The organism is Pseudomonas sp. RA_15y_Pfl1_P11 (assembly GCF_963970975.1).
Lineage (GTDB): Bacteria > Pseudomonadota > Gammaproteobacteria > Pseudomonadales > Pseudomonadaceae > Aquipseudomonas > Aquipseudomonas tritici.
This window is the reverse complement of record NZ_CAXAOY010000011.1, coordinates 79994-99922: the sequence shown is the minus strand read 5'-3', so window position 1 is coordinate 99922 and position 19929 is coordinate 79994. Positions and strand designations below refer to the sequence as shown.

Annotated in this window: 19 protein-coding genes; 6 read left to right on the top strand and 13 right to left on the bottom strand. The window is 62.0% G+C overall.

Going from position 1 to position 19929, the window contains the following annotated elements:
- Positions 1–21 precede the first annotated feature (21 nt).
- Positions 22–1119: an SMP-30/gluconolactonase/LRE family protein gene (locus AACY44_RS15625; protein WP_339530586.1), complete on the bottom strand. Its 1098-nt coding sequence runs from the start codon at positions 1117–1119 to the stop codon at positions 22–24.
- Complete coding sequence (locus AACY44_RS15620) at positions 1116–1793, bottom strand: sterol desaturase family protein (RefSeq protein WP_339530584.1); 678 nt, start codon at positions 1791–1793, stop codon at positions 1116–1118. The genes AACY44_RS15625 and AACY44_RS15620 overlap by 4 nt, the downstream gene beginning before the upstream one ends.
- 204 nt (positions 1794–1997) lie before the next feature.
- Here AACY44_RS15620 and AACY44_RS15615 point away from each other — a divergent pair, with 204 nt between their 5' ends.
- From AACY44_RS15615 to AACY44_RS15590, 6 genes are all read left to right on the top strand, one after another.
- Positions 1998–2921, top strand: a complete 924-nt coding sequence (locus tag AACY44_RS15615; RefSeq protein WP_339418029.1) for a substrate-binding domain-containing protein — start codon at positions 1998–2000, stop codon at positions 2919–2921.
- Between the two features lie 63 nt (positions 2922–2984).
- The gene (locus AACY44_RS15610; RefSeq protein WP_339530582.1) at positions 2985–4493 is read left to right on the top strand and encodes a sugar ABC transporter ATP-binding protein; all 1509 of its coding nucleotides are present in this window, start codon (positions 2985–2987) and stop codon (positions 4491–4493) included.
- Entirely contained in the window at positions 4459–5451 is a 993-nt protein-coding gene (locus AACY44_RS15605; RefSeq protein ID WP_339427870.1) for an ABC transporter permease, read from the top strand. The genes AACY44_RS15610 and AACY44_RS15605 overlap by 35 nt, the downstream gene beginning before the upstream one ends.
- Before the next feature lie 28 nt (positions 5452–5479).
- Positions 5480–6559, top strand: a complete 1080-nt coding sequence (locus AACY44_RS15600; RefSeq protein WP_065875978.1) for an alcohol dehydrogenase catalytic domain-containing protein — start codon at positions 5480–5482, stop codon at positions 6557–6559.
- A 2-nt stretch (positions 6560–6561) separates the two neighbouring features.
- On the top strand, positions 6562–8094 hold the full coding sequence (locus AACY44_RS15595) for an FGGY-family carbohydrate kinase (protein ID WP_339497542.1): 1533 nt from the start codon (positions 6562–6564) through the stop codon (positions 8092–8094).
- Between the two features lie 85 nt (positions 8095–8179).
- Complete coding sequence (locus AACY44_RS15590) at positions 8180–8905, top strand: SDR family oxidoreductase (protein WP_339418021.1); 726 nt, start codon at positions 8180–8182, stop codon at positions 8903–8905.
- Here AACY44_RS15590 and AACY44_RS15585 read toward each other — a convergent pair.
- The 11 genes from AACY44_RS15585 to AACY44_RS15535 all read right to left on the bottom strand — a co-directional run bounded on the left by AACY44_RS15585 (position 8902) and on the right by AACY44_RS15535 (position 19921).
- Positions 8902–9906, bottom strand: a complete 1005-nt coding sequence (locus tag AACY44_RS15585) for a LacI family DNA-binding transcriptional regulator (protein ID WP_339467570.1) — start codon at positions 9904–9906, stop codon at positions 8902–8904. The two genes, AACY44_RS15590 and AACY44_RS15585, sit on opposite strands and share 4 nt — an antisense overlap.
- Before the next feature lie 58 nt (positions 9907–9964).
- Positions 9965–10828, bottom strand: a complete 864-nt coding sequence (locus AACY44_RS15580; RefSeq protein WP_122684030.1) for a LysR family transcriptional regulator — start codon at positions 10826–10828, stop codon at positions 9965–9967.
- A gap of 81 nt (positions 10829–10909) precedes the next feature.
- Positions 10910–12313: an amidase gene (locus AACY44_RS15575; RefSeq protein ID WP_339530578.1), complete on the bottom strand. Its 1404-nt coding sequence runs from the start codon at positions 12311–12313 to the stop codon at positions 10910–10912.
- Complete coding sequence (locus AACY44_RS15570) at positions 12310–13578, bottom strand: Zn-dependent hydrolase (protein ID WP_339418013.1); 1269 nt, start codon at positions 13576–13578, stop codon at positions 12310–12312. Before AACY44_RS15570 ends, AACY44_RS15575 begins: the two co-directional genes overlap by 4 nt.
- Positions 13579–13591: 13 nt before the next feature.
- On the bottom strand, positions 13592–14287 hold the full coding sequence (locus AACY44_RS15565) for an ABC transporter ATP-binding protein (RefSeq protein ID WP_339418011.1): 696 nt from the start codon (positions 14285–14287) through the stop codon (positions 13592–13594).
- Positions 14287–15036 carry an ABC transporter ATP-binding protein gene (locus tag AACY44_RS15560; RefSeq protein WP_339418010.1) on the bottom strand — a complete coding sequence of 250 codons (750 nt, stop codon included), beginning with the start codon at positions 15034–15036 and terminating at the stop codon, positions 14287–14289. The genes AACY44_RS15565 and AACY44_RS15560 overlap by 1 nt, the downstream gene beginning before the upstream one ends.
- On the bottom strand, positions 15033–16043 hold the full coding sequence (locus AACY44_RS15555) for a branched-chain amino acid ABC transporter permease (RefSeq protein WP_339418009.1): 1011 nt from the start codon (positions 16041–16043) through the stop codon (positions 15033–15035). Before AACY44_RS15555 ends, AACY44_RS15560 begins: the two co-directional genes overlap by 4 nt.
- A 1-nt stretch (position 16044) precedes the next feature.
- Positions 16045–16905 carry a branched-chain amino acid ABC transporter permease gene (locus AACY44_RS15550; protein ID WP_339418008.1) on the bottom strand — a complete coding sequence of 287 codons (861 nt, stop codon included), beginning with the start codon at positions 16903–16905 and terminating at the stop codon, positions 16045–16047.
- Between the two features lie 57 nt (positions 16906–16962).
- Positions 16963–18165, bottom strand: a complete 1203-nt coding sequence (locus tag AACY44_RS15545) for an ABC transporter substrate-binding protein (RefSeq protein ID WP_339418006.1) — start codon at positions 18163–18165, stop codon at positions 16963–16965.
- A gap of 127 nt (positions 18166–18292) precedes the next feature.
- Complete coding sequence (locus AACY44_RS15540) at positions 18293–19063, bottom strand: FadR/GntR family transcriptional regulator (protein WP_339418004.1); 771 nt, start codon at positions 19061–19063, stop codon at positions 18293–18295.
- A gap of 60 nt (positions 19064–19123) precedes the next feature.
- Positions 19124–19921 carry an alpha/beta fold hydrolase gene (locus AACY44_RS15535; protein ID WP_339418003.1) on the bottom strand — a complete coding sequence of 266 codons (798 nt, stop codon included), beginning with the start codon at positions 19919–19921 and terminating at the stop codon, positions 19124–19126.
- Positions 19922–19929 lie beyond the last annotated feature (8 nt).

The following is a 19929-nucleotide window of genomic DNA, read 5'->3' as shown; positions in this document are numbered from 1 at the left end:
CGCCTGTGTGCCCTTTTTGCGTCAGGGCGCCAACGCCAGCGCCAACGGCACGCGCGCCATGCTCGTGCTTTTCAACGAACCCAGGTACAACCAGTTGCCATACTCCCGAGCGGTAGTGATGGGCGAGTAATTCCCTGCGCTGCCGTCCTGCAAATTGGCGATGACCTTGCCCTCGGTATCCAGCCCGAGCACAAAGGCTTTGCGCTCGATCGGCTTGGGCACCACCATCAGCGCGCGCACCATCACCTTGCGCAGTAGCGGGTAGCCGGCAAAGCTGTCCAGCAGTGGATTGCGCGGCGAGTACAGCGCCACCCAGAAACGGTCCCTGCCGTTGAAGCTGAGGTTGTCCGGCAGGCCGGGCAGGTTGTCGATGAACAGATCATGGGTGCCGGCTCGTTCGCCTTTGAGCCAATAACGGCTGATGCGATAGGCGCCGGTCTCATTCACCAGCACATAGTTTTCATTCGGACCCAACGCCACGCCGTTGGCGAATTGCAGCTGGTCCAGCAACACATCGGTGTTGCCGTTGCTGAAGTCATAGCGCAGCAGCCGACCATCGCCGCCATGCTCGATCACCGCTTCACCGTCCTGCCCATAACCCCAGCGACTGGATGCATCGCTGAAGTACGCATAACGTCCGCTGGCGTCCACGATGACGTCATCGGTGAAGCCAAGCGGCAGGTCATTGGCGCCATTGCTGAGGATGGTGAGTTGGCGCTGGGCATCCAGTGCAAGCAGCCCCTTGATCCCATCGGCAATGATCAAGCGGCCATCCGGGTGTAGCGCCATGCCCAGGGGGCGACCGCCGGTATTGGCCAGCACTTCCAGGCTGCGGCTGTCGGGCGAGGTGCGGATGATGCGTCCGTCATGCAGGCCACTGATCAGAAATCCCTGGGCATCCAGCAGCAAGGCCTCGGGCCCGGCGATGTCCTGGGCGCCGATTTTCTGCACACCTTTGAGACGCTGGTTTTCGGCGTAGGGGCCGTCTTTCATCGAGGGCGCCTTGGGCGGCGTCCAATTCACCGGTTGCACCTTGGTTGGCATTAATAGCAGAAAGGCGATCACTGCCAGAAACAGCACAAACAGCAGATGGCGCAGTTTTGTTGGGCGGGTACTCATGTGGATTCCTGGTTGTTGTGGGGAGGCGGTTCCCAGTGCAGGGTGCCGAACAGGTAGTCCATCAGGGGAAGCACGATATTGAAATTACGCCCCTGCATCAGCTCACGGCGGTGATGCAGGGCGTGCAGCCGGTGCATCTGGCGGATCCACGGCAGGCGCGCCAGCGGGTGATTGGCGGGCAAGTGCTCGCAGGCGTGAAACACTTCGTAAAGTAAATACCCAAGGATCATGCACCCGGCGAACAGCCCGGCGACGTTGGGGCTCAGTTGCTGAAGCAGCCACCAGGCGGGCAAGGTGATTACCAGGCTGTGCAACACGATCAGCCAGGCCGGGAACAGGATAACGCGCCAGTCCCTCGGGCTGTCGAAAGTCATGTGGCCGGGGGTGAAGAAGCTGTGGTGATCGCCGGTGTGGCGCGCGTAGAACAAACGAGTCAAGGCATGTTTATGGTGGCCGAGGTGGCGGTGCACCAGGTAGATGCAGAGGTTGAAGAACACCAGCGTCAAAGGCACTGTCAGCCATTGCAATGTGGATATGTGGGCGGTGGATGACCACGCAAGGGCGATGCAGGCAACGCCGTAGCCGAACACGAAACTGGCGTGAAGCCAGGGGTTGTAGTGGGGCGCGACGTTAGCGCGGTAGCGGACGCGAAAGGTCTCGGTGGGGTGGCGCATGGCGGGCAGCTCGGTATTTTTATTGTTGGTGGATGAGCTTAGTTGCTACTCGAATTTGTGCGAGTTTTTGCGTAGCACATAACTCTAATGTGGGGGCGACCGACCAGCGGCCCCTTGCGCCTGCCTAATTTCCTTGCTAGTTTCTCGCAAAATGTTAACGATAACATTTGCTCTAAAAATAAAAACAAAACAGAGAACCATGCCATGAAAATGCTTCCGAAAACCCTGTGTTTATTGGCTGTAAGCATCACCCTCGGCACCGCTTCCCCGGCGTTTGCCGACACTGGCAATCCGATCCGCATTGGCGCGTCCTTCCAGGAAATCAACAACCCCTATTTCGTCACCATGAAAAACGCCCTGGAAGAAGCCGGGGCGACCATCGGCGCGAAGTTGATCATCACCGACGCCCGCCATGACGTGTCCAAGCAGGTCAGTGACGTCGAAGACATGCTGCAAAAAGGCATCGATATCCTGCTGATCAACCCCACCGATTCGGTGGGCGTGCAGTCGGCCGTCAAATCCGCCCACGCCGCTGGTGTGGTGGTGGTCGCGGTAGACGCCCAGGCGGATGGCCCGCTCGATTCCTTCGTCGGTTCGAAAAACTTCGACGCCGGCTTCCAGGCCTGTGAATACCTGGCCAAGAACATCGGCAACAAAGGCAATATCGCCATCCTCGATGGCATCGCCGTGGTGCCGATCCTGGAGCGTGTGCGCGGTTGCAAAGAGGCCGTTGCGAAGCACCCGGACATCAAGATTGTCAGCATCCAGAACGGCAAGCAGGAGCGTGACCAGGCGCTGACCGTCACCGAGAATATGCTGCAGGCCCAGCCCACCCTCAAGGGCATTTTCAGCGTGAATGACAACGGCTCCCTCGGCGCTCTGTCGGCCATCGAAGCCAGTGGCCTGGACGTGAAGCTGGTCAGCGTCGACGGCGCGCCGGAAGCGATCAAGGCGATCCAGAAACCCGGCAGCAAATTCATCGCCACCTCGGCCCAATACCCCCGCGACCAGATCCGCCTCGCCCTGGGCATTGCCCTGGCGAAGAAGTGGGGCTCGCAAGTGCCGGCCTCCATTCCAGTGGACATCACCTTGATCGACCAGGCCAAAGCCAAGGATTTCAGCTGGTAAATCGTCCAGGCCCCATGTCATCCGTGGGGCTTAAGGTTTCCTTCTGAATACGAGGTCGGCGGTATGAGCAGTCTTCTGAAGCTGGAAAACATCTGTAAGCGGTACCCGGGCGTACAGGCCCTCAAGTCCATCAACCTGCAAGTCGAGCGCGGTGAGATTCATGCCTTGCTCGGCGAAAATGGCGCGGGCAAATCGACGCTGATGAAGATTCTCGGCGGCGTCGAGCATCAAGACGAAGGCCAGATCCTGATCGACGGCCAGGCGCAGCAATTCGCGACCTATCGCGATGCCATTGCTGCGGGTATCGGCATCGTGTTCCAGGAATTCAGCCTGATTCCTTACCTCACGGCGGTGGAAAACATCTTCCTCGGCCATGAGCTGAGCAACCGCTTCGGCCTGTTGCGCAAGCGCCAGATGGTCGAGGCCAGCGAGGCCTTGTTCAAGCGCCTGGGCGTGAGGATCGACCTGCAATGCGCGGTTAAGCACCTGAGCGTGGCCGAGCAGCAGTTTGTCGAAATCGCCAAGGCCCTGGCCCTGGATGCGCGCCTGCTGGTGCTCGACGAACCCACGGCCACGCTTACGCCCAGCGAAGCGGAGCTGCTGTTCGAGATCATGCGCGAACTCAAGCGCCAGGGCGTGGCGGTGATTTTTATCTCGCATCACTTGGAAGAGATTTTCCAGGTGTGCGACCGCATCAGCGTGCTGCGTGACGGCGGCAATGTCGGCGTCACCGATGTGGCCGACAGTGACATCGACCGTTTGGTCGAAATGATGGTAGGTCGTCGCCTGGAATGCAGTTTTCCGCCCAAACCGACCAGCGCACGCGGCTCGCTGTTGCTGGAGGTCAAGGACATCCAATTGGTGCGCAATGGCCCCCACAACAGCTTCCAATTGCACAAGGGCGAAATTCTCGGCTTTGCCGGCTTGGTCGGCTCCGGCCGTACCGAACTGGCGCTGGGCATGATGGGCGCGCTGCCGGCAGTGAGCAAAGAGGTGTGGCTGCACGGTGAAAAAATCACCCTCGATGACCCGGCCCACGCGCTGGCCCACGGCATCGGCCTGCTCCCGGAAAGCCGCAAGAGCGAAGGGCTGATCACTGATTTCAGCATTCGCGAAAACATCTCGCTGAACAACCTGCCCAAATACCAGAACGCCTCCGGCCTGATCGACAAAAGCCGCGAATGTGCGAGCGTCGAAGGCCTGATGAAACAGCTGTCGATCAAAGCCCCGAGCAGCGAAAGCCGGGTGTTCAACCTCAGTGGCGGCAACCAGCAGAAAGTCGTGATCGCCCGCTGGATCAATCACCACTGCAACGTGCTGGTGTTCGACGAACCCACCCGTGGCATCGACGTGGGGGCCAAGGCGCAGATCTACGCGCTGATGCGCAGCCTCACCGAGCAGGGCTACGCAATCATCATGATTTCCTCCGAATTACCGGAAGTCATTGGCATGTGCGACCGCGTCGCGGTGTTCCACAAGGGCGCCATCGTCAAGGTACTCGAAGCGTCTGCCGTCAATCCTCAAGAGGTCATGCGCCATGCAACAGGGGGCTCAAGTGAATACGTCCATTAGCAGCGGCGACAGCAGCCGGCTGCGCCTGAACCTGGCGAGGCTAGTGCGTTCGCCGGCGTTTTATCCGTTTGTGGGGCTGGTGGTGGTGACCCTGGTGATGATCCTCGCCAGCGACACGTTCCTCACCGCCAGCAACCTGTCGAACATCGCCCGCCAGGTGTCGATCAACGCGATTATCGCGGTGGGCATGACCTGCGTGATTCTCACTGGCGGCATCGATTTGTCGGTGGGGCCGGTGATGGCCTTGTCCGGCACGCTTACCGCCGGGTTGATGGTCGCGGGGCTGCCGCCAGGGTTGGCGATTGGCGCGGGCATGTTGATCGGTGTGGCCTTCGGCATCGGCAACGGTCTGTTCGTGGCCTACCTGCACATGCCGCCGATCATCGTCACCCTGGCGACCATGGGCATCGCCCGTGGCCTGGGCCTGATGTACACCGACGGTTACCCGATTTCCGGTTTGCCGGAGTGGTTCGGCTTCTTCGGCCGCCAGAGGCTGTTCGGCATTGAAGTGCCGATCCTGATCATGCTGATCACCTACGCCGCCGCCTATGTGCTGCTGCAACACACGCGCATCGGCCGCTACATCTACGCCATCGGCGGCAATGAAGAAGCGGTGCGTTTGTCCGGCGTGCGCGCCGCGCGCTTCAAGTTGCTGGTGTACGGCATCAGCGGCCTCACGGCGGCGATTGCCGGGCTGGTGCTGACCTCACGCTTGATGAGCGGCCAGCCGAATGCCGGCGTGTCGTTCGAGCTCGATGCGATCGCTGCCGTGGTCCTTGGCGGCGCGTCGATTGCCGGTGGGCGTGGGGTCATCGTCGGCACGTTGCTCGGCGCCCTGCTGCTCGGCGTATTGAACAACGGTCTGAACATGCTTGGCGTTTCGCCCTACGTCCAAAGCGTGATCAAGGGCGGGATCATTCTGCTGGCGATTTTTATCAGCCGTCAGCGCCATAAATAAACTCCTAACAAGAACGGGATCAGACACCATGGATAAGCACACCGAAATGCAAGCCGTCGTCTGCCACGGCCCCAAAGACTACCGCCTGGAACGCATCGGCAAACCTCAGGCACGTGCCAATGAACTGGTGATCCGCATCGCCGCCTGTGGCATCTGCGCCAGTGACTGCAAGTGCCACTCGGGCGCGGCAATGTTCTGGGGGGGTGACAACCCGTGGGTCAAGGCGCCGGTCGTGCCGGGGCACGAGTTTTTTGGCTATGTGGTGGAAGTCGGCGAGGGCGGCGAAGAGCACTTCGACGTCGCGGTAGGCGACAAAGTGATTGCCGAGCAGATCGTGCCCTGCGGCAAGTGCCGCTTCTGCAAATCGGGCAAGTATTGGATGTGCGAAGTGCACAACATCTTCGGCTTCCAGCGTGAAGTGGCCGAAGGCGGCATGGCCCAGTACATGCGCATTCCCAAGACCGCCATCGTGCACAAGATCCCTGAATCGGTGTCGCTGGAAGACTCGGCGCTGGTGGAGCCGATGGCCTGCTCGATCCACACCGTCAACCGTGGCGATGTCCAGCTTGACGACGTGGTGGTCATCGCCGGTGCCGGCACCCTCGGCTTGTGCATGGTCCAGGTCGCCGCGTTGAAAACCCCGAAAAAACTGGTGGTGATCGACATGGTCGACGAGCGTCTGGAACTGGCAAAAAAATTCGGCGCTGATGTGGTGATCAACCCGTCCCGCGACAACGCTCGCGAGATCATCAACGGCCTCACCGACAACTATGGTTGCGACGTGTACATCGAAACCACTGGCGTACCGGCCGGCGTCACCCAGGGCCTGGACTTGATCCGCAAGCTCGGGCGCTTTGTCGAGTTCAGCGTGTTTGGCGCCGAGACTACGGTCGACTGGTCGATCATCGGCGACCGCAAGGAGCTGGACGTGCGCGGTGCCCACCTCGGGCCTTACTGCTACCCGATTGCCATCGACCTGTTCGAACGTGGCCTGGTCACCTCCAAGGGCATCGTCACCCACGATTTCCCCTTGGATGACTACGCCGAAGCGTTTGAGCTGGCCAACTCGACCAAGTCAATCAAGGTGCTCTTGAAGCCGGTGGCCTGAGCATGAACTACGTGATGGGTGTCGACATAGGAACCCAGAGCACCAAGGCGCTGCTGGTGGATGGTCAAGGCACGATCATCGCCCAGCACAGCCAGGGGTATCGCGTGGATACCCCGAAAGTGCGCTGGGCCGAACAATGGCCGCAGGTCTGGCTGGACGCCGTCGAAGCCTGTGTCGCGCAGTGCATGGGCAAGGCCGGCGTGGCGGCGCAGCAGGTCAAGGCGCTGTGCATCAGCAGCCTGTATGGCGGTTCGGGAATTGCGGTGGATGCACAGATCACACCGCTGCACCCGTGCCTGATCTGGATGGACCGCCGCGCCGGCGAGCAGGTGGCCTGGGTGCGCGAGCAGGTGGACCTGGAACGCTTGTTCGAGGTCACCGGCAACTCGGTGGACAGCTACTACGGTTTCACCAAGATGCTCTGGCTCAAGCAGCACCAGCCTGAGGTGTGGGCGAACACCCGCTACTTGCTGCCGCCCAACAGCTATATCAACTTGTGCCTCACGGGTGAGTTGGCGGTGGACCATAGCAGCGCCGGCAATATCGGTGGTGTCTACGATGTGGCCGCGCGCGGCTGGTCCGGCGAGATGCTCGATGCACTGGGCATACCGCAGGCGATGATGCCTGAACGCTTGGTGTATTCCGGTGAAGTGGTCGGTGGCTTGTTGCAAGACTGGGCATTGCGCCTGGGCCTGCAGGCCGGTACACCGATCCTGGCCGGTGGCGTCGATGCGGCCATGGCCACCTTGGCAGCGGGCGTGACTCAGCCGGGCAATCACGTGGCGATGATCGGCACCAGCATGTGCTGGGGTTACCTGAACCAGCAGGTGGATGCACACCACGGCTTGGTGAGCATGCCCCACGTCTACAACGGCCACCGGGACCTGTACATATTCGGCGGTGCGATCACCGCCGGTGCCTCGGTCAGTTGGTTTCGCGAGCAGTTCTGCCAGGCTGAAGAGCAACAGGCCAAGGCCACCGGCCAGGACAGTCTGGCGCTGCTGGAACAGAGCGCGATGAGCATTCCGGCGGGCAGTGAGGGCCTGCTGTTCCTGCCTTACCTGATGGGCGAGCGCAGCCCGGTGTGGGATGACCGCGCAAGTGGCAGTTTTGTCGGCTTGAACCTGTATCACAGCCGCATTCACCTGTACCGCGCGGTGCTGGAGGGGGTGAGTTTTGCCCTGCGGCATAACATCGAAGCGGGCACTCGCGGGGCGCATTCCCTGGACCCGCGTTTGATCGTGGTGGGTGGCGCGAGCCATTCGGATTTGTGGATGCAGATCATCGCGGATATTACGCAGTACCCGGTGTACACCATCGTTCAGGAGGTCGAAGCGGCGCTGGGTGCGGCGTTGTTGGCGGCGCATACGGTGGGGTTGGTGAGTGACGGGGAGATGGATAAAGGGTGGGTGCAGTTGGCGCTGCGGGCGGAGCCACAGCGGGAAAATATCGCAACCTACGACCAAGCGTTTGCCGAGTATTTGAAGCTGTATCCCGCCCTGAAACCGATCATGCACACCCTGCAAACCAACTGATTCAACACAGCCCAAAAATGTGGGAGCGAGCAAGTCGAACCGTCGCACCCACAGGGGATCTCCATTGTTCTTGAGATTGTGATCTATGAACGCAGCCTTCGACTTCACCCACCACCGTATCCTCGTCACCGGCGCCAGCAGTGGCATCGGCCGCGAGATCGCCCTGCAGTTGATCGCCAGCGGCGCCGACGTCTTTGCCCTCGGCCGCGACGCCCAAGCCCTGGCCCAACTCGGCTGCCACACCCTCTGCCTGGACATCGCCGACAGCACCGCCCTCGACAAAGCCCTGCAAGACCTGCCGCCGCTGCACGGCCTGGTCAACTGTGCCGGCATCTCGCGCCTGGAACCCGCTGCCATGATCAGCGCCGACGCGTTCGACCAAGTGATGAACGTCAACGCCCGCGCCGCCGCGCAAGTCGCCAGCCGCGTGGCCGCCAAAATGATCAAGGCACACATCGCCGGTAGCATCGTCAACGTCTCCAGCCAGGCCTCGCTGGTGGCCCTGGACGATCACCTCGGCTACTGCGCGTCCAAGGCCGCGCTGGACGCGATCACCCGTGTGCAATGCGCCGAGTGGGGCCGTTTTGGGATTCGCGTCAACAGCGTCAATCCTACGGTCACGCTCACACCGATGGCGACCATGGCCTGGTCCGAGCCGGCCAAGCGTGATCCTGCGCTGGCGGCTATTCCCTTGGGACGCTTCGCTGAAACCGTGGAAGTTGCGCTGCCGGTGCTGTTCCTGCTGAGCCGCGCCGCCAGCATGATCAGCGGTGTCAGCCTGCCCATCGACGGCGGCTATACCAGCCGCTAGCCGTTTTCCAACTGGCCGGCTATCACCACCTTGTCCCGTGGTTTGAACGGGTCTTCGAGGTGGTCAAGCAACAGGCGTACCGCGCTGCTGCCGGCCAAGGACGCGTCGTGGGCCACGCAGGCGATGGGCACGCCGAAGATATCGGCGAAGGGCAGGCGGTCGATGCCGCAAATGGTCAGGCTGTCGTGGGGGATGTTGTGCATGCGCAACGCGCGCAGGGCACCGAGGGTGATCAACTGGTTGAAGCCCATGATCGCATCCGGCGCCGAGTGTTCGGCCAGGTAGTCGAGGGTGTGCAGGTACGACGGCATCAGCGTGTAGTCGCCGGCCTGCACTTCGACCTGCACCTGGGGATGTTCGGCCAGCACTTCGTGCAGGCCCTTGAGGCGTTCGACGGTGATGCGTGAGTGTTCGGGCCCCGTCAGCACCAGCAGGCGCTTGAGGTCGGGCGTCTGGCGCAGCAGGTAGTGCGCGGCCTGGATGCCGCTGTGGTAGTTGTCCAGCACCACGCGGCTGAACGGGCTGTCGTGGATCGTGCGATCGAGCAGCACCACCGGGGTCTTGCCGTTGCCCAGGCGTTCAAGGTAGTCGGGTTGGTAGCTCGGCTCGTCCGAGACCGGCGACAGGATGATCCCCGCCACGCGGTAGCCCAACAGGGTGTCCACGGCTTTGCTTTCCAGTTCTTCCAGCTCGTCGGTGTCCACCAGCATGATGGTGTAGCCGTGCTGCTTGGCCTCGCGGGAAATCGCCTTGATCATTTCGCTGTAGAACGGGTTGTCCACTGAGGCGGTGATCACGCCGATGATCAGGCTTTCACTGCGCTTGAGCCCGCGCGCGAAGGCGTTGGGCACATAGTCCAGCTCCCGCGCTACTTCGAGGATGCGCGCCAGGGTGGCCGGCTTGACCAAGTCAGGTTTGCTCAGCGCGCGGGACACCGTGATGGTGGTCATGCCCACGCGTTTGGCGATGTCGCTGATGGTGACGGACTTTTTCTTGTTCATCGGCAAGGCTGCAAAAGGAAACCCCCGCAGGCTAGCATGCGCGCGGAGTCAGGGTGATTCAAATCAAGGGGTCCCAGCGCTGCGACCAGTCACTTTCGGCCTTGACCACTTCGCGCAGCAACCCCAGCGCCTGTTGCAACACCGCCGAATCTCGCGCCCTTGAATACACCAGGTAAGTGGGAAAGCTGAACTCCGGCGCCTTCGGCACGCGCTGCATCACGCCGCTGTCGAGGTAGCTTTGCACCACGCGGGTACGGAAATAGCCGGCGCCACCGTTCTCCAGGATGTACTGCAACGCGAGTGGCCCGAGGTTGAAACTCAGCGCGGCGCGGGCCTTGTCGGGCAGAGCGGCGTCATGCTGCTGGCGAAAGCCTGGGCCCCAGTCGATATACACATAGGGGGCTGGATTGCTCACCAGTTGCACCAGGATCAGTTTTTCTTCCAGCACCTGCTCCACCTGCAACCCCGGCCAGTACTGCGGTTGGAACACCAGCGCGGCGTCGAGCACGCCCAGTTCCAACTGGCGCAACAGGTACTCGCCTTCACGGATTTCGGTACGCAGCGCATGGCCGGGGATATGTTGGCGCAGCGCCTGGGCCCAGCCGAGCATCAGCGGGTTGCACAGGCTGACCTCGCCACCGATGTGCAGCACGTTGCGATAGCCATCCGGCAAGGGCAGGTCACGCTTGGCGGCTTCCCAGGTTTGCAGCAATTGGTTGGCGTACACCACGAAGGCTTCGCCATCGGCGGTCAGCCTCGCGCCAGCACGGTTGCGCACGAACAGCGTGCTGCCCAACTGGCTTTCCAGGCTCTTGACCCTTGCGGTGATGGCGGTCTGGGTGACGTGCAGTTTCTCGGCCGCTGCAGCCAGGCTGCCGCAGCGGGTGATTTCGAGGAAAGTGCGTGCCAGTTCGATGTCCATGAAGCCCCCGGGGATGAATGGGGGCATTGTAATGGAATGCGGTCAAAACGGTGCGAGCAAGCCCGCACAGGTTATTGCATTTCAGGCTGGGGTTTTGGGTGTCTGCAAGTGCGGGGTAGGGAATGCTTTGGCATACACCTGGCACACCCGTAAAACCGTTTCATCCGCAAACCGTGCGCCTACCACATGCAAGCCCACCGGCAGCCCATTCGCTGCTAGCCCACACGGCACTGAGGCTGCCGGTTGTTGGGTGAGGTTGAAGGGGTAGGTGAACGGCGTCCACTCTGTCCACTCCTGAAAATCCGAGCCCGGTGGCACGTCGTGCCCGGCGTCGAACGCGGTGATCGGCATCATCGGCGATACCAGCACGTCGTAATGTTCATGAAAGGCCGCCATGCGCGCTACCAGTGCTGCGCGTGCTTCGAGGGCGGCGCTGAAGTCATCCAGGCTCAACCGCTCACCGCGTCGTGCGATGCGCAGCAAACCAGGGTCGAGCAACTGTTTTTGCGCCTCGCTCATGGCGCCGGTCAGGCGTGCGGCGCCGGCTGCCCACAGGGTGCTGAAGACTTCCAGCGGGTCGCTGAAGCCGGGGTCGATTTGCTCGACATGGGCGCCCAGTTGCACCAGCCCTGCCACCGCTTGAGCGACGACCTTGGCCACGTGCGGGTCGACGTCCACGTAACCGAAGTTCGGGCTATAGGCGACGCGCAAACCCTTCAGATCCGTACCCGGCGTCAGCCATGGTGTGGTGCGTGGCGCGCCGATCAAGCCATCCCGTGCATCCGGCTGGGCGATGGTCTGCAGCATCAACACGCTGTCCTCCACGGTACGGGTCATCGGCCCCAGGTGTGAAAGGAGGGTCATGGAACTGGCCGGCCACTGCGGCACATAGCCAAAGGTCGGCTTGATACCAAAGGTGCCGGTAAACGCACAGGGAATCCGAATCGAACCGCCGGCATCGCTGCCTTGGTGCAGCACGCCCAGGTTCAACGCCGCCGCGGCCCCAGCGCCACCGGACGAGCCGCCCGCCGTGGTGCGTGTGTCCCAGGGGTTGCGGGTGATGCCGTAGAGCGGGTTATCGGTGACGCCTTTCCAGCCGAATTCCGGGGTGGTGGTTTTGCCCAGTAGCACCGCGCCGGCCTTGCGCATAAAGGCCGGGAAGGGCGCGTCGACCTCCCACGGCCCGTCGGCGGATGAGGTGCGCGAGCCCTTTCGAGTGGGCATGCCTATCGTCAGCGTGAGGTCTTTGATCGACGCCGGCACACCGTCCAACGCGCCGCAGGGTTGGCCGTCGAGCCAACGTTGTTCCGAAGCGCGCGCCGCGTTCAGCGCGCCTTCCGGGTCCACATGGCAGTAGGCATTCACTACCGGATTGAAACGTTCGATACGCCGCAAAGCGTCTCTGGTGACTTCCACCGGCGACAGGCGCTTGTCGCGAAAATGCTGCAGCAGTTGCACTGCCGTCAATTCGCCGATTTCACTCATGCCACATCCCCCTGAGCCGCCTTGACCATGGCGCGCAGCAATACCGCGCAGCCCGCCGCCAAGTCATCCGGCGCGGCGTTTTCGATTTCGTTATGGCTGATGCCGCCTTCGCACGGCACAAAGATCATCCCGGCGGGGCCCAGTTCGGCGACGAAAATCGCGTCGTGCCCGGCGCCGCTGACGATATCCATATGGCTCAAGCCCAAGACACTCGCCGCGTCGCGCACCGCGTTGACGCAAGCCGGGTTGAAGTCCAGCGGTGGGAAGTCGGCTGTCGGCGTCAGCTCAAAGGTGAGGCCGTGCGTTTTGGCGGTGGCTTCGATCACGCCGCGCACTTCATCGACCATCGCTTGCAGCGTGTCCGCATGCAGATGGCGCAGGTCGATGGTCATGTGCACTTGGCCCGGAATCACATTGCGCGATCCCGGGTGCAGGCTCAGGCAACCGACCGTGCCACAGGCGTGGGGTTGTTGTTGATGGGCGATACGGTTGACCGCGCTGACTACCTCTGCGGCGCCCACCAGGGCATCCTTGCGCAGGTGCATCGGCGTCGGGCCGGCGTGGGCTTCGACGCCGGTGAGGGTGAGGTCGAACCACTTCTGGCCCAGGCAGCCCATGACCACGCCAATCGTCGTGGCCTGGTCTTCCAGCACCGGGCCTTGTTCGATATGGGCTTCGAAATACGCACCCACCGGGTGGCCGACCACCGCGCGCGAACCGGCATAGCCGATGCGTTGCAACTCGGCGCCCACCGACAGGCCTTGGTCGTCGAGCTTATCGAGGGTGTCCTGTAAATCGAATTTACCGGCAAACACACCCGAACCCATCATGCAGGGCGGGAAGCGCGAGCCTTCTTCGTTGGTCCATACCACCACTTCAATCGGCGCATCGGTTTCGATGTTCAAGTCATTGAGGGTGCGGATCACCTCCAACCCGGCCATCACCCCATAGCAACCGTCGAACTTGCCGCCGGTGGGCTGGGTGTCGATATGGCTGCCGGTCATCACCGGGGGCAGGGCAGGATTGCGTCCGGCGCGGCGCGCGAAAATATTGCCGATGGCGTCGACACTGACGCTGCACCCGGCCGCCTCACACCATTGCACAAACAGGTCGCGGGCCTGGCGGTCCAGATCGGTGAGGGCCAGGCGGCACACGCCGCCCTTGGCCGTGGCGCCCAGCTGGGCCAGGTCCATCAAGGATTGCCACAGGCGGTCGCGGTTGATCAGCGGGGCGTTGCTCTTGAGCGGTTGCGCAAAACTATTCATCAGCAGTCTCCGGTCAGGCACTCAGGGCCAAATAGCGGTTTTTGATGGTCGGGTCGGCGCGGAAAGCGGCGGCGCTGCCCTCGTAGACCACGCGGCCTTGTTCGAGCACATAATGGCGGTCGGCGAGCTTGTCGCAGACCATCAGGTTCTGTTCCACCAGCAACACTGGCAGGCCGTCGTCCTTGACCTTGCGCAGGATCTTCACCAGCTCGTCGACGATCACCGGGGCCAGGCCTTCGGTGGGCTCATCAAGGATCAGCAACTTTGGGTCGTTGAGCAGCGCACGGGCGATGGCGAGCATCTGTTGCTCGCCACCAGACAGCGCGTGGCCGGCGTTTTTACGCCGCTCCTTGAGGCGCGGGAACATGCCGTAGACATCTTCGAGCTGCCAGCGGCTGGTCTTGCGTGCGGCGATGCGCAGGTTTTCTTCGACGGTCAGCAGGCGGAAAATTCCGCGGTTCTCAGGTACCAGCGCCAGGCCCTGGCGAGCAATTTCAAAGACCTTCTGGCCCACCAGCGCCTGGCCGTTGAAATGGATCTGGCCCTGACGTGGGCAAATAATCCCGAGGATGCTGCGCAGCGTCGTGGTCTTGCCGGCACCGTTGCGTCCCAGCAGTGTCACCAACTCGCCAGGGTTTACGGTCAGCGACACGCCTTCCAGCACGTGGCTCTTGTCGTAGTAGGAGTGGATATTGTCGACGATCAGCATCAGGCAGCCTCCCCAAGGTAAGCACTGCGCACACGTTCATCAGCCCGCACGAATTCCGGCGTGCCTTCCACCAGGATCTGCCCGTGGCTCATCACTGTGATGCGTTGGCTGATGGACATGACAATGCTCATGTTGTGTTCGATCAACAGCACCGTGTGGTCGCGGCCGAGGTCGCTGATCAGTTGGGTCATGATCGGGATGTCGTCGATGCCCATGCCCGAGGTGGGCTCGTCGAGCATCAACAGTTTGGGTTTGGAGCAGATCGACATGCCCACCTCCAGCACGCGTTGCTGGCCGTGGGACAACTCGCCGGCCAGGGTATCGGCGCGGGCGGTGAGTTGCAGGCGCTCCAGCACTTGATCGGCCATCTCCAGGTGTTCGCGCTTGCTGTCCACGCGGCGCCAGAAATTCAGGGCGCGTGCACCATCGCGGCCTTGGGCGGCCAGGCGCAGGTTTTCGCGCACGCTGAGGTTCTGGAACAGGCTAGTGAGCTGGAACGAGCGCGCCATACCCAGGCCGACACGGGCATGGGCAGGTTTGCGCATCAGGTTCCTGCCGTCGAAATGAATCGCCCCGGCGGTGGCCTGGCGTTCACCGGTGAGGCAGTGGAACAGGCTGGTCTTGCCCGCGCCGTTGGGGCCAATGATGGTGTGGATGGTGCCGGCTTCGACCTTGAGGTTTACGCCATTCACCGCATGGAAGGCACCGTAGGCCAGTTCCAGGTCGTTGGTTTCGAGCAGGATGCTCATAGCCCTTCCTCCTTGGCGACAGCGGCGGCCTTGCGACCGCCTCGCACGCGTTCAAACAGCGACACCAGGCCGCCCCACAAACCACCGCGCATGAAGATCACCACCAGGATCAAAATCAACCCTAACAGCATCAGCCAGCGCGGCCACAGGTCGGAGAGGAAATCCCCCAGCAACACGATGGAACCGGCGCCCAGCAACGAGCCGAACAACGAGCCCGTGCCGCCGACGATGGTCATGATCAGGATGTTCTCGGACATCATCAGGTCGATATTCGACAGCGGCACAAAGTGCAGCAGCATCGCGTACAGCGCCCCGGCAATCCCGGTGACCGCGCCGGACAGTACAAACACCAGGATCTTGAAATGCCGCGTGTCGTAGCCGATGGCCGAGGCACGGGTTTCGTTTTCGCGGATCGCCATCAGCGTGCTGCCGAACGGTGAGGCGATCACCCGGCGTGCGCCGATAAAGATCAGCAGGAACAGCACCGCGACAAAACCGTAGAAGGCGCGGGCGTCGGCCAGCGACAGCAACACGCTGTCACCGAGACGGATTTGCGGGCGTGGCACGCTGAGCAGGCCGTTGTCGCCGCCGGTCCAGTCACTGAGCGTATAGGCGACGAAGTAAGCCATTTGGCTGAACGCCAGGGTCAGCATCACGAAGTAGATGCCGGTGCGGCGGATCGCCAGGGCGCCCACCAACAAGGCCAGGAACCCACCGGCGACGGCGGCGCCAAGCAGCGCCGTGAACAAACCCATTTGCAGGTGGATCATCAGCAACGCCGCACAATACGCGCCGGCACCAAAGAAGATGCCTTGGCCGAAGGACAGTAGCCCGGTGTAACCCAGCAGCAAGTTGCAGGCGAGGGCGGCCATGGCAAAGATCAGAATCTCGGTGGCCAGGGTCGCCGATGGCAGTATCAACGGCAGGCCAATCAGCACTGCCAATACCCACAGCAACATCGCGCGCGATTGCGTCTTGGCAAACGGCAGGGGATTTTTCTCGCTCATGTCAGGCTCTCCCAAACAGGCCGTAAGGACGTACCAGAATCACCACGGCCATTGCGCCGTAGATCATCAGGCTCGCGCCCTGGGGCCAAAGTGTGGTCATCAGGCTTTGCACCACGCCCACCAGCAAACCGCCGACCAGCGCACCGCTGAACGAACCCATGCCGCCGATCACCACGACCACAAACGCCACCCCGAGAATTTCCGGGCCGACGAAGGGCTGGGCGCCGCGCAACGGTGCGAACAGCACACCGGCCATGCCGGCCAGGGCTACGCCAAGGGCGAAGGTCATGGAGAACAGGCGGAAGATATTCGTGCCCAGCAGCGACACGGTCTCGGTGCTTTCACTGCCTGCCCGCACCAGAGCGCCGAAGCGCGTGCGTTCCAACAGCAGCCACAGGCCCAGGCCGACCAGCCCGGAAAACGCGATGAGGAAAAGGCGGTAATATGGGTACACGAAGTCACCCACCACCAGCACGCCGCGCAGCAGTTCTGGCACGGCGACGCTCTTGCCCACCGGGCCCCAGATCATCACGCTGGCTTCCTGGATGATCAACGCGATGCCCAAGGTCACCAGGATCTGGAACATGTGCGGCAAGTGGTAAATCCGTTGAATCAATAATCGCTCGATAGCCCAGGCCAACGCGGCCACCACCAACGGGGCGATGAGCAGCGCCAGCCAGAAGTTGCCGGTGAGGCTTACGGCGGTGTAGCAGATGTAGGCGCCCAGCAAAAAGAACGCGCCGTGGGCGAAGTTGACGAAGTTGAGCAGGCCGAAAATGATCGTGAGACCGACCGCGATCAGGAAGTAGATCATCCCCAAACCGAGGCCGTTGAGTATCTGGAACAGGTAAAGAGAAAGCATGCAGGAACCCTCTGCAGGAGGCCGCTTGCACGGCCCTGCGCTACCAAATTCAGGGGATCAGCCGAGCGTGCAGCCCGTGGCTTCTACCGGCGGGAACGACTGGCCGGCACTGAGCACCTTGGCCAGGTCGTCCTTGTCGGCCATGTCGCCGGTGGCCTTGCCGATCAGCAGGTAGTAATCCTTGATCACCTGGTGGTCGCCGGCGCGGATCGATTCCTTGCCGGTCGGCCCTTCGAAACTCAAGCCCTGCATGGCTTTGGCCACGGTTTTGCCGTCAAAGCTGGCGGTGGAAATGATGGTTTCGAGCATGACCTTGGTGCTGATGTAATCGGCGGCCAGCGGGTAGGTGGGGTTGATGCCGTACTTCGCCTGGGTCAGCTTGACCAGTTCACGGTTGAGCGGGGTGTCGACCTGGTGCCAGTACTGTGCGCCGAGGTACACGCCTTCAAGCACATCGCTGCCCAATTCCTGGAATTGGTCGAGGCCGGCGGACCATACCAGCAGCACTTTCATGCGCTCCTTGATGCCGAAGTTCACCGCCTGACGCAGGGTGTTGGACGACTGGCTGCCGAAGTTGAGCAGCACGAGCACATCGGGCTTGGCGGCGATGGCGTTGGTCAGGTAGCCGGAGAATTCTTGTTCTTGCAGTGAGTGGTAGCTGTTGCCAATGTGTTCCAGGCCGTTTTCCTTGAGCACTGTTTTTGCGCCTTCGAGCAGCGCTTCGCCGAACACGTATTGCGGGGTGATGGTGTACCAGCGCTTGGCGTCCGGCAGCAGCTTGATCAGCGGCACCATGGTTTCACGGATCGCGCCGTAGGTGGGCACCGACCAGCGGAAGGTCGCGAGGTTGCAATCCTTGCCGGTGACTTCATCGGCGCCGACCGGGGTCATGAACACACCGCCGACCTTGTCGACTTCCTTGGCAACCGCCAGTGCCGACGACGACAGCGTGCAGCCTTGGAAGAACCGCGCGCCGTCCTGCTGGATGGCTTCCTGCACCTTGCGCACGGCCTTGCCGGCATTGCCTTCGGTGTCGATGACTTTGTAGTTCAGTGGGCGCCCGAGGAGTTCGGGGTGCTGTTCCACCGCCAGGCGCGAACCCATGTCGGCAAATTTGCCATAGCTGGCAAAGGCGCCAGACATGGACTTGAGGCCGTAAAAGGTAAAGGGCTCGGCGGCGAATGCCGACCGGATACTCAGCGGGAGGCTGAGGGCGGCGGCTGCGGTGAGACTGGCTTTCAACAACGTACGACGCTGCATGGGGTGACTCCCTGGTGTAGTTATTGGCAGGAGTGGCAAGGGCGATACGGTGGAGCAAGGGCCTGTGGGCAGGCCTGTTATTGGATAACGCAGGTGTTGGTTGGAATAGGGTCAAACTGTGGTGTCTTTAGGGGCGGTGATCGAACTCCAGAAGGAAGTGCGGGCTGACTTCACCTTCCAGCGCCGTCATATGGTGTTCCGCATCGCACATATGCTCATGCATCAAACCGCGCACCGCGCTTTCATCCCCGGCACGGAAGGCGACCAGCAACTGCTTGTGATAATCCAGGTTGGCCGCGTCGAACTGCTTGCGCTTGGGCTTGTAGGCCTTTTTCAACACCACCAGGTCGCGCAGCAGGTCGTTGAGGAACTGCGCCATAAAACTCAGCAACGGATTGGGGCAGGCCTTGGCCAGCAGGTTGTGGAACTCCAGTTCCGCCAGGCGTTGCTCGCGCTGGCCGGACTCGCTGTCTTCCGGGGCGCTGCAGAAATCCACGTTGTCTTGCAGGGCCTGGTAGTCGTCTTCGCTCAAGCGCCCAAGCACCGACACCGCGAGTTCCACTTCAATGACTTTGCGCAGTTGGTACACCTGTTCGCCATCCAGGTGCTGGAAGTGCAGGTAGTTGCGCAGCGCGCGGCTGGCTGGCTCAGTGCCGGCCTGGTTCAGGTAAGCACCACCGCTGGGGCCGGTGCGTGTGCTCACCAGGCCTTCCACTTCCAGGGCCTTGAGCGCTTCGCGGGCCGAGCCCTTGGAACACTGGAAGCTTTCCATCAGCTCACGTTCGGTGGGTAGACGGTCGCCGGGCTTCAAGGCGTCGGTGACGATGGAGCGCTTGACCGACTCGACAATCACATCGGACAGCTTCTGGCGTTTGCGTCGGAGTGGGCGACTTAGCATGGGTTCGATTTATCGTATTAATGCGGATAAATAGCACTTAATAGCGATCCGGATGCAGCGTCAACGCCACGTGTCGTTTTCGGTGGCAACAGGTCGCAAACGGGTGGCGGCTCTGCGGTTACCTGAGTCAAGGCAACGCGTGGACGGCGGTGGCTGCTTGCCAAAGACCAGGAAGTCCCCGACCCAGCGGTTGATACAACTGCTGGCGGCGTGCTTGACGGGTTCTTTCAGCCGCAGTTGCTCGACCGGCGGAGCCGCTTCCTCGGCCTGTTGCGCGTTGACCAGCACCATGCGCGCCACGCGCTCGGGAAACAGCGCAGCGTAACGGCTACCCAGGCGGGCGGCGTTATCATTGCCCAGGTAGAGCAGTTGGGCGTCGCCCAGTTGCGTGCGGACGTACTCCATGTCCTGAGCGGCCTGTTCGATGCCGTTGTCGTTGCTGAGGTCGCGGGGGCTGAGTTCGATCACGTCGTAACGGTTGACCAGCGTGCGATAGGCGGGGTTGGCGTAGGCGCCCCAGAGGCTGGTCAGGTGAATGACAAAGGTGCCGCCCTGGTTGTTTGCGGCGGCGTGGCCTGGCTGGGCAAACACCACGCCCTCCCGGTTCAACGGGTCACGGGCGCCGACGCGCGTCAGGTAGAGACGCACGCTGCCTTGCCGGGGCATAGCGTAATTGCGCGGTACGTTCACGATGCCGCATTGGGTGCGTTGCAGCACCTTGGGGTCCAGACGCTTAACGGTGGGCAGGTGACAGTCCAGCAGCCAGTCTATGGTGGTGGGAGGGAGCAGTGGTTGGGCAGGGGCAAGGCTTGCGGTCAGCCAGAGACAGGCGCACGTCAGGTAGTTTGCAACAGTCATCGAGAGGT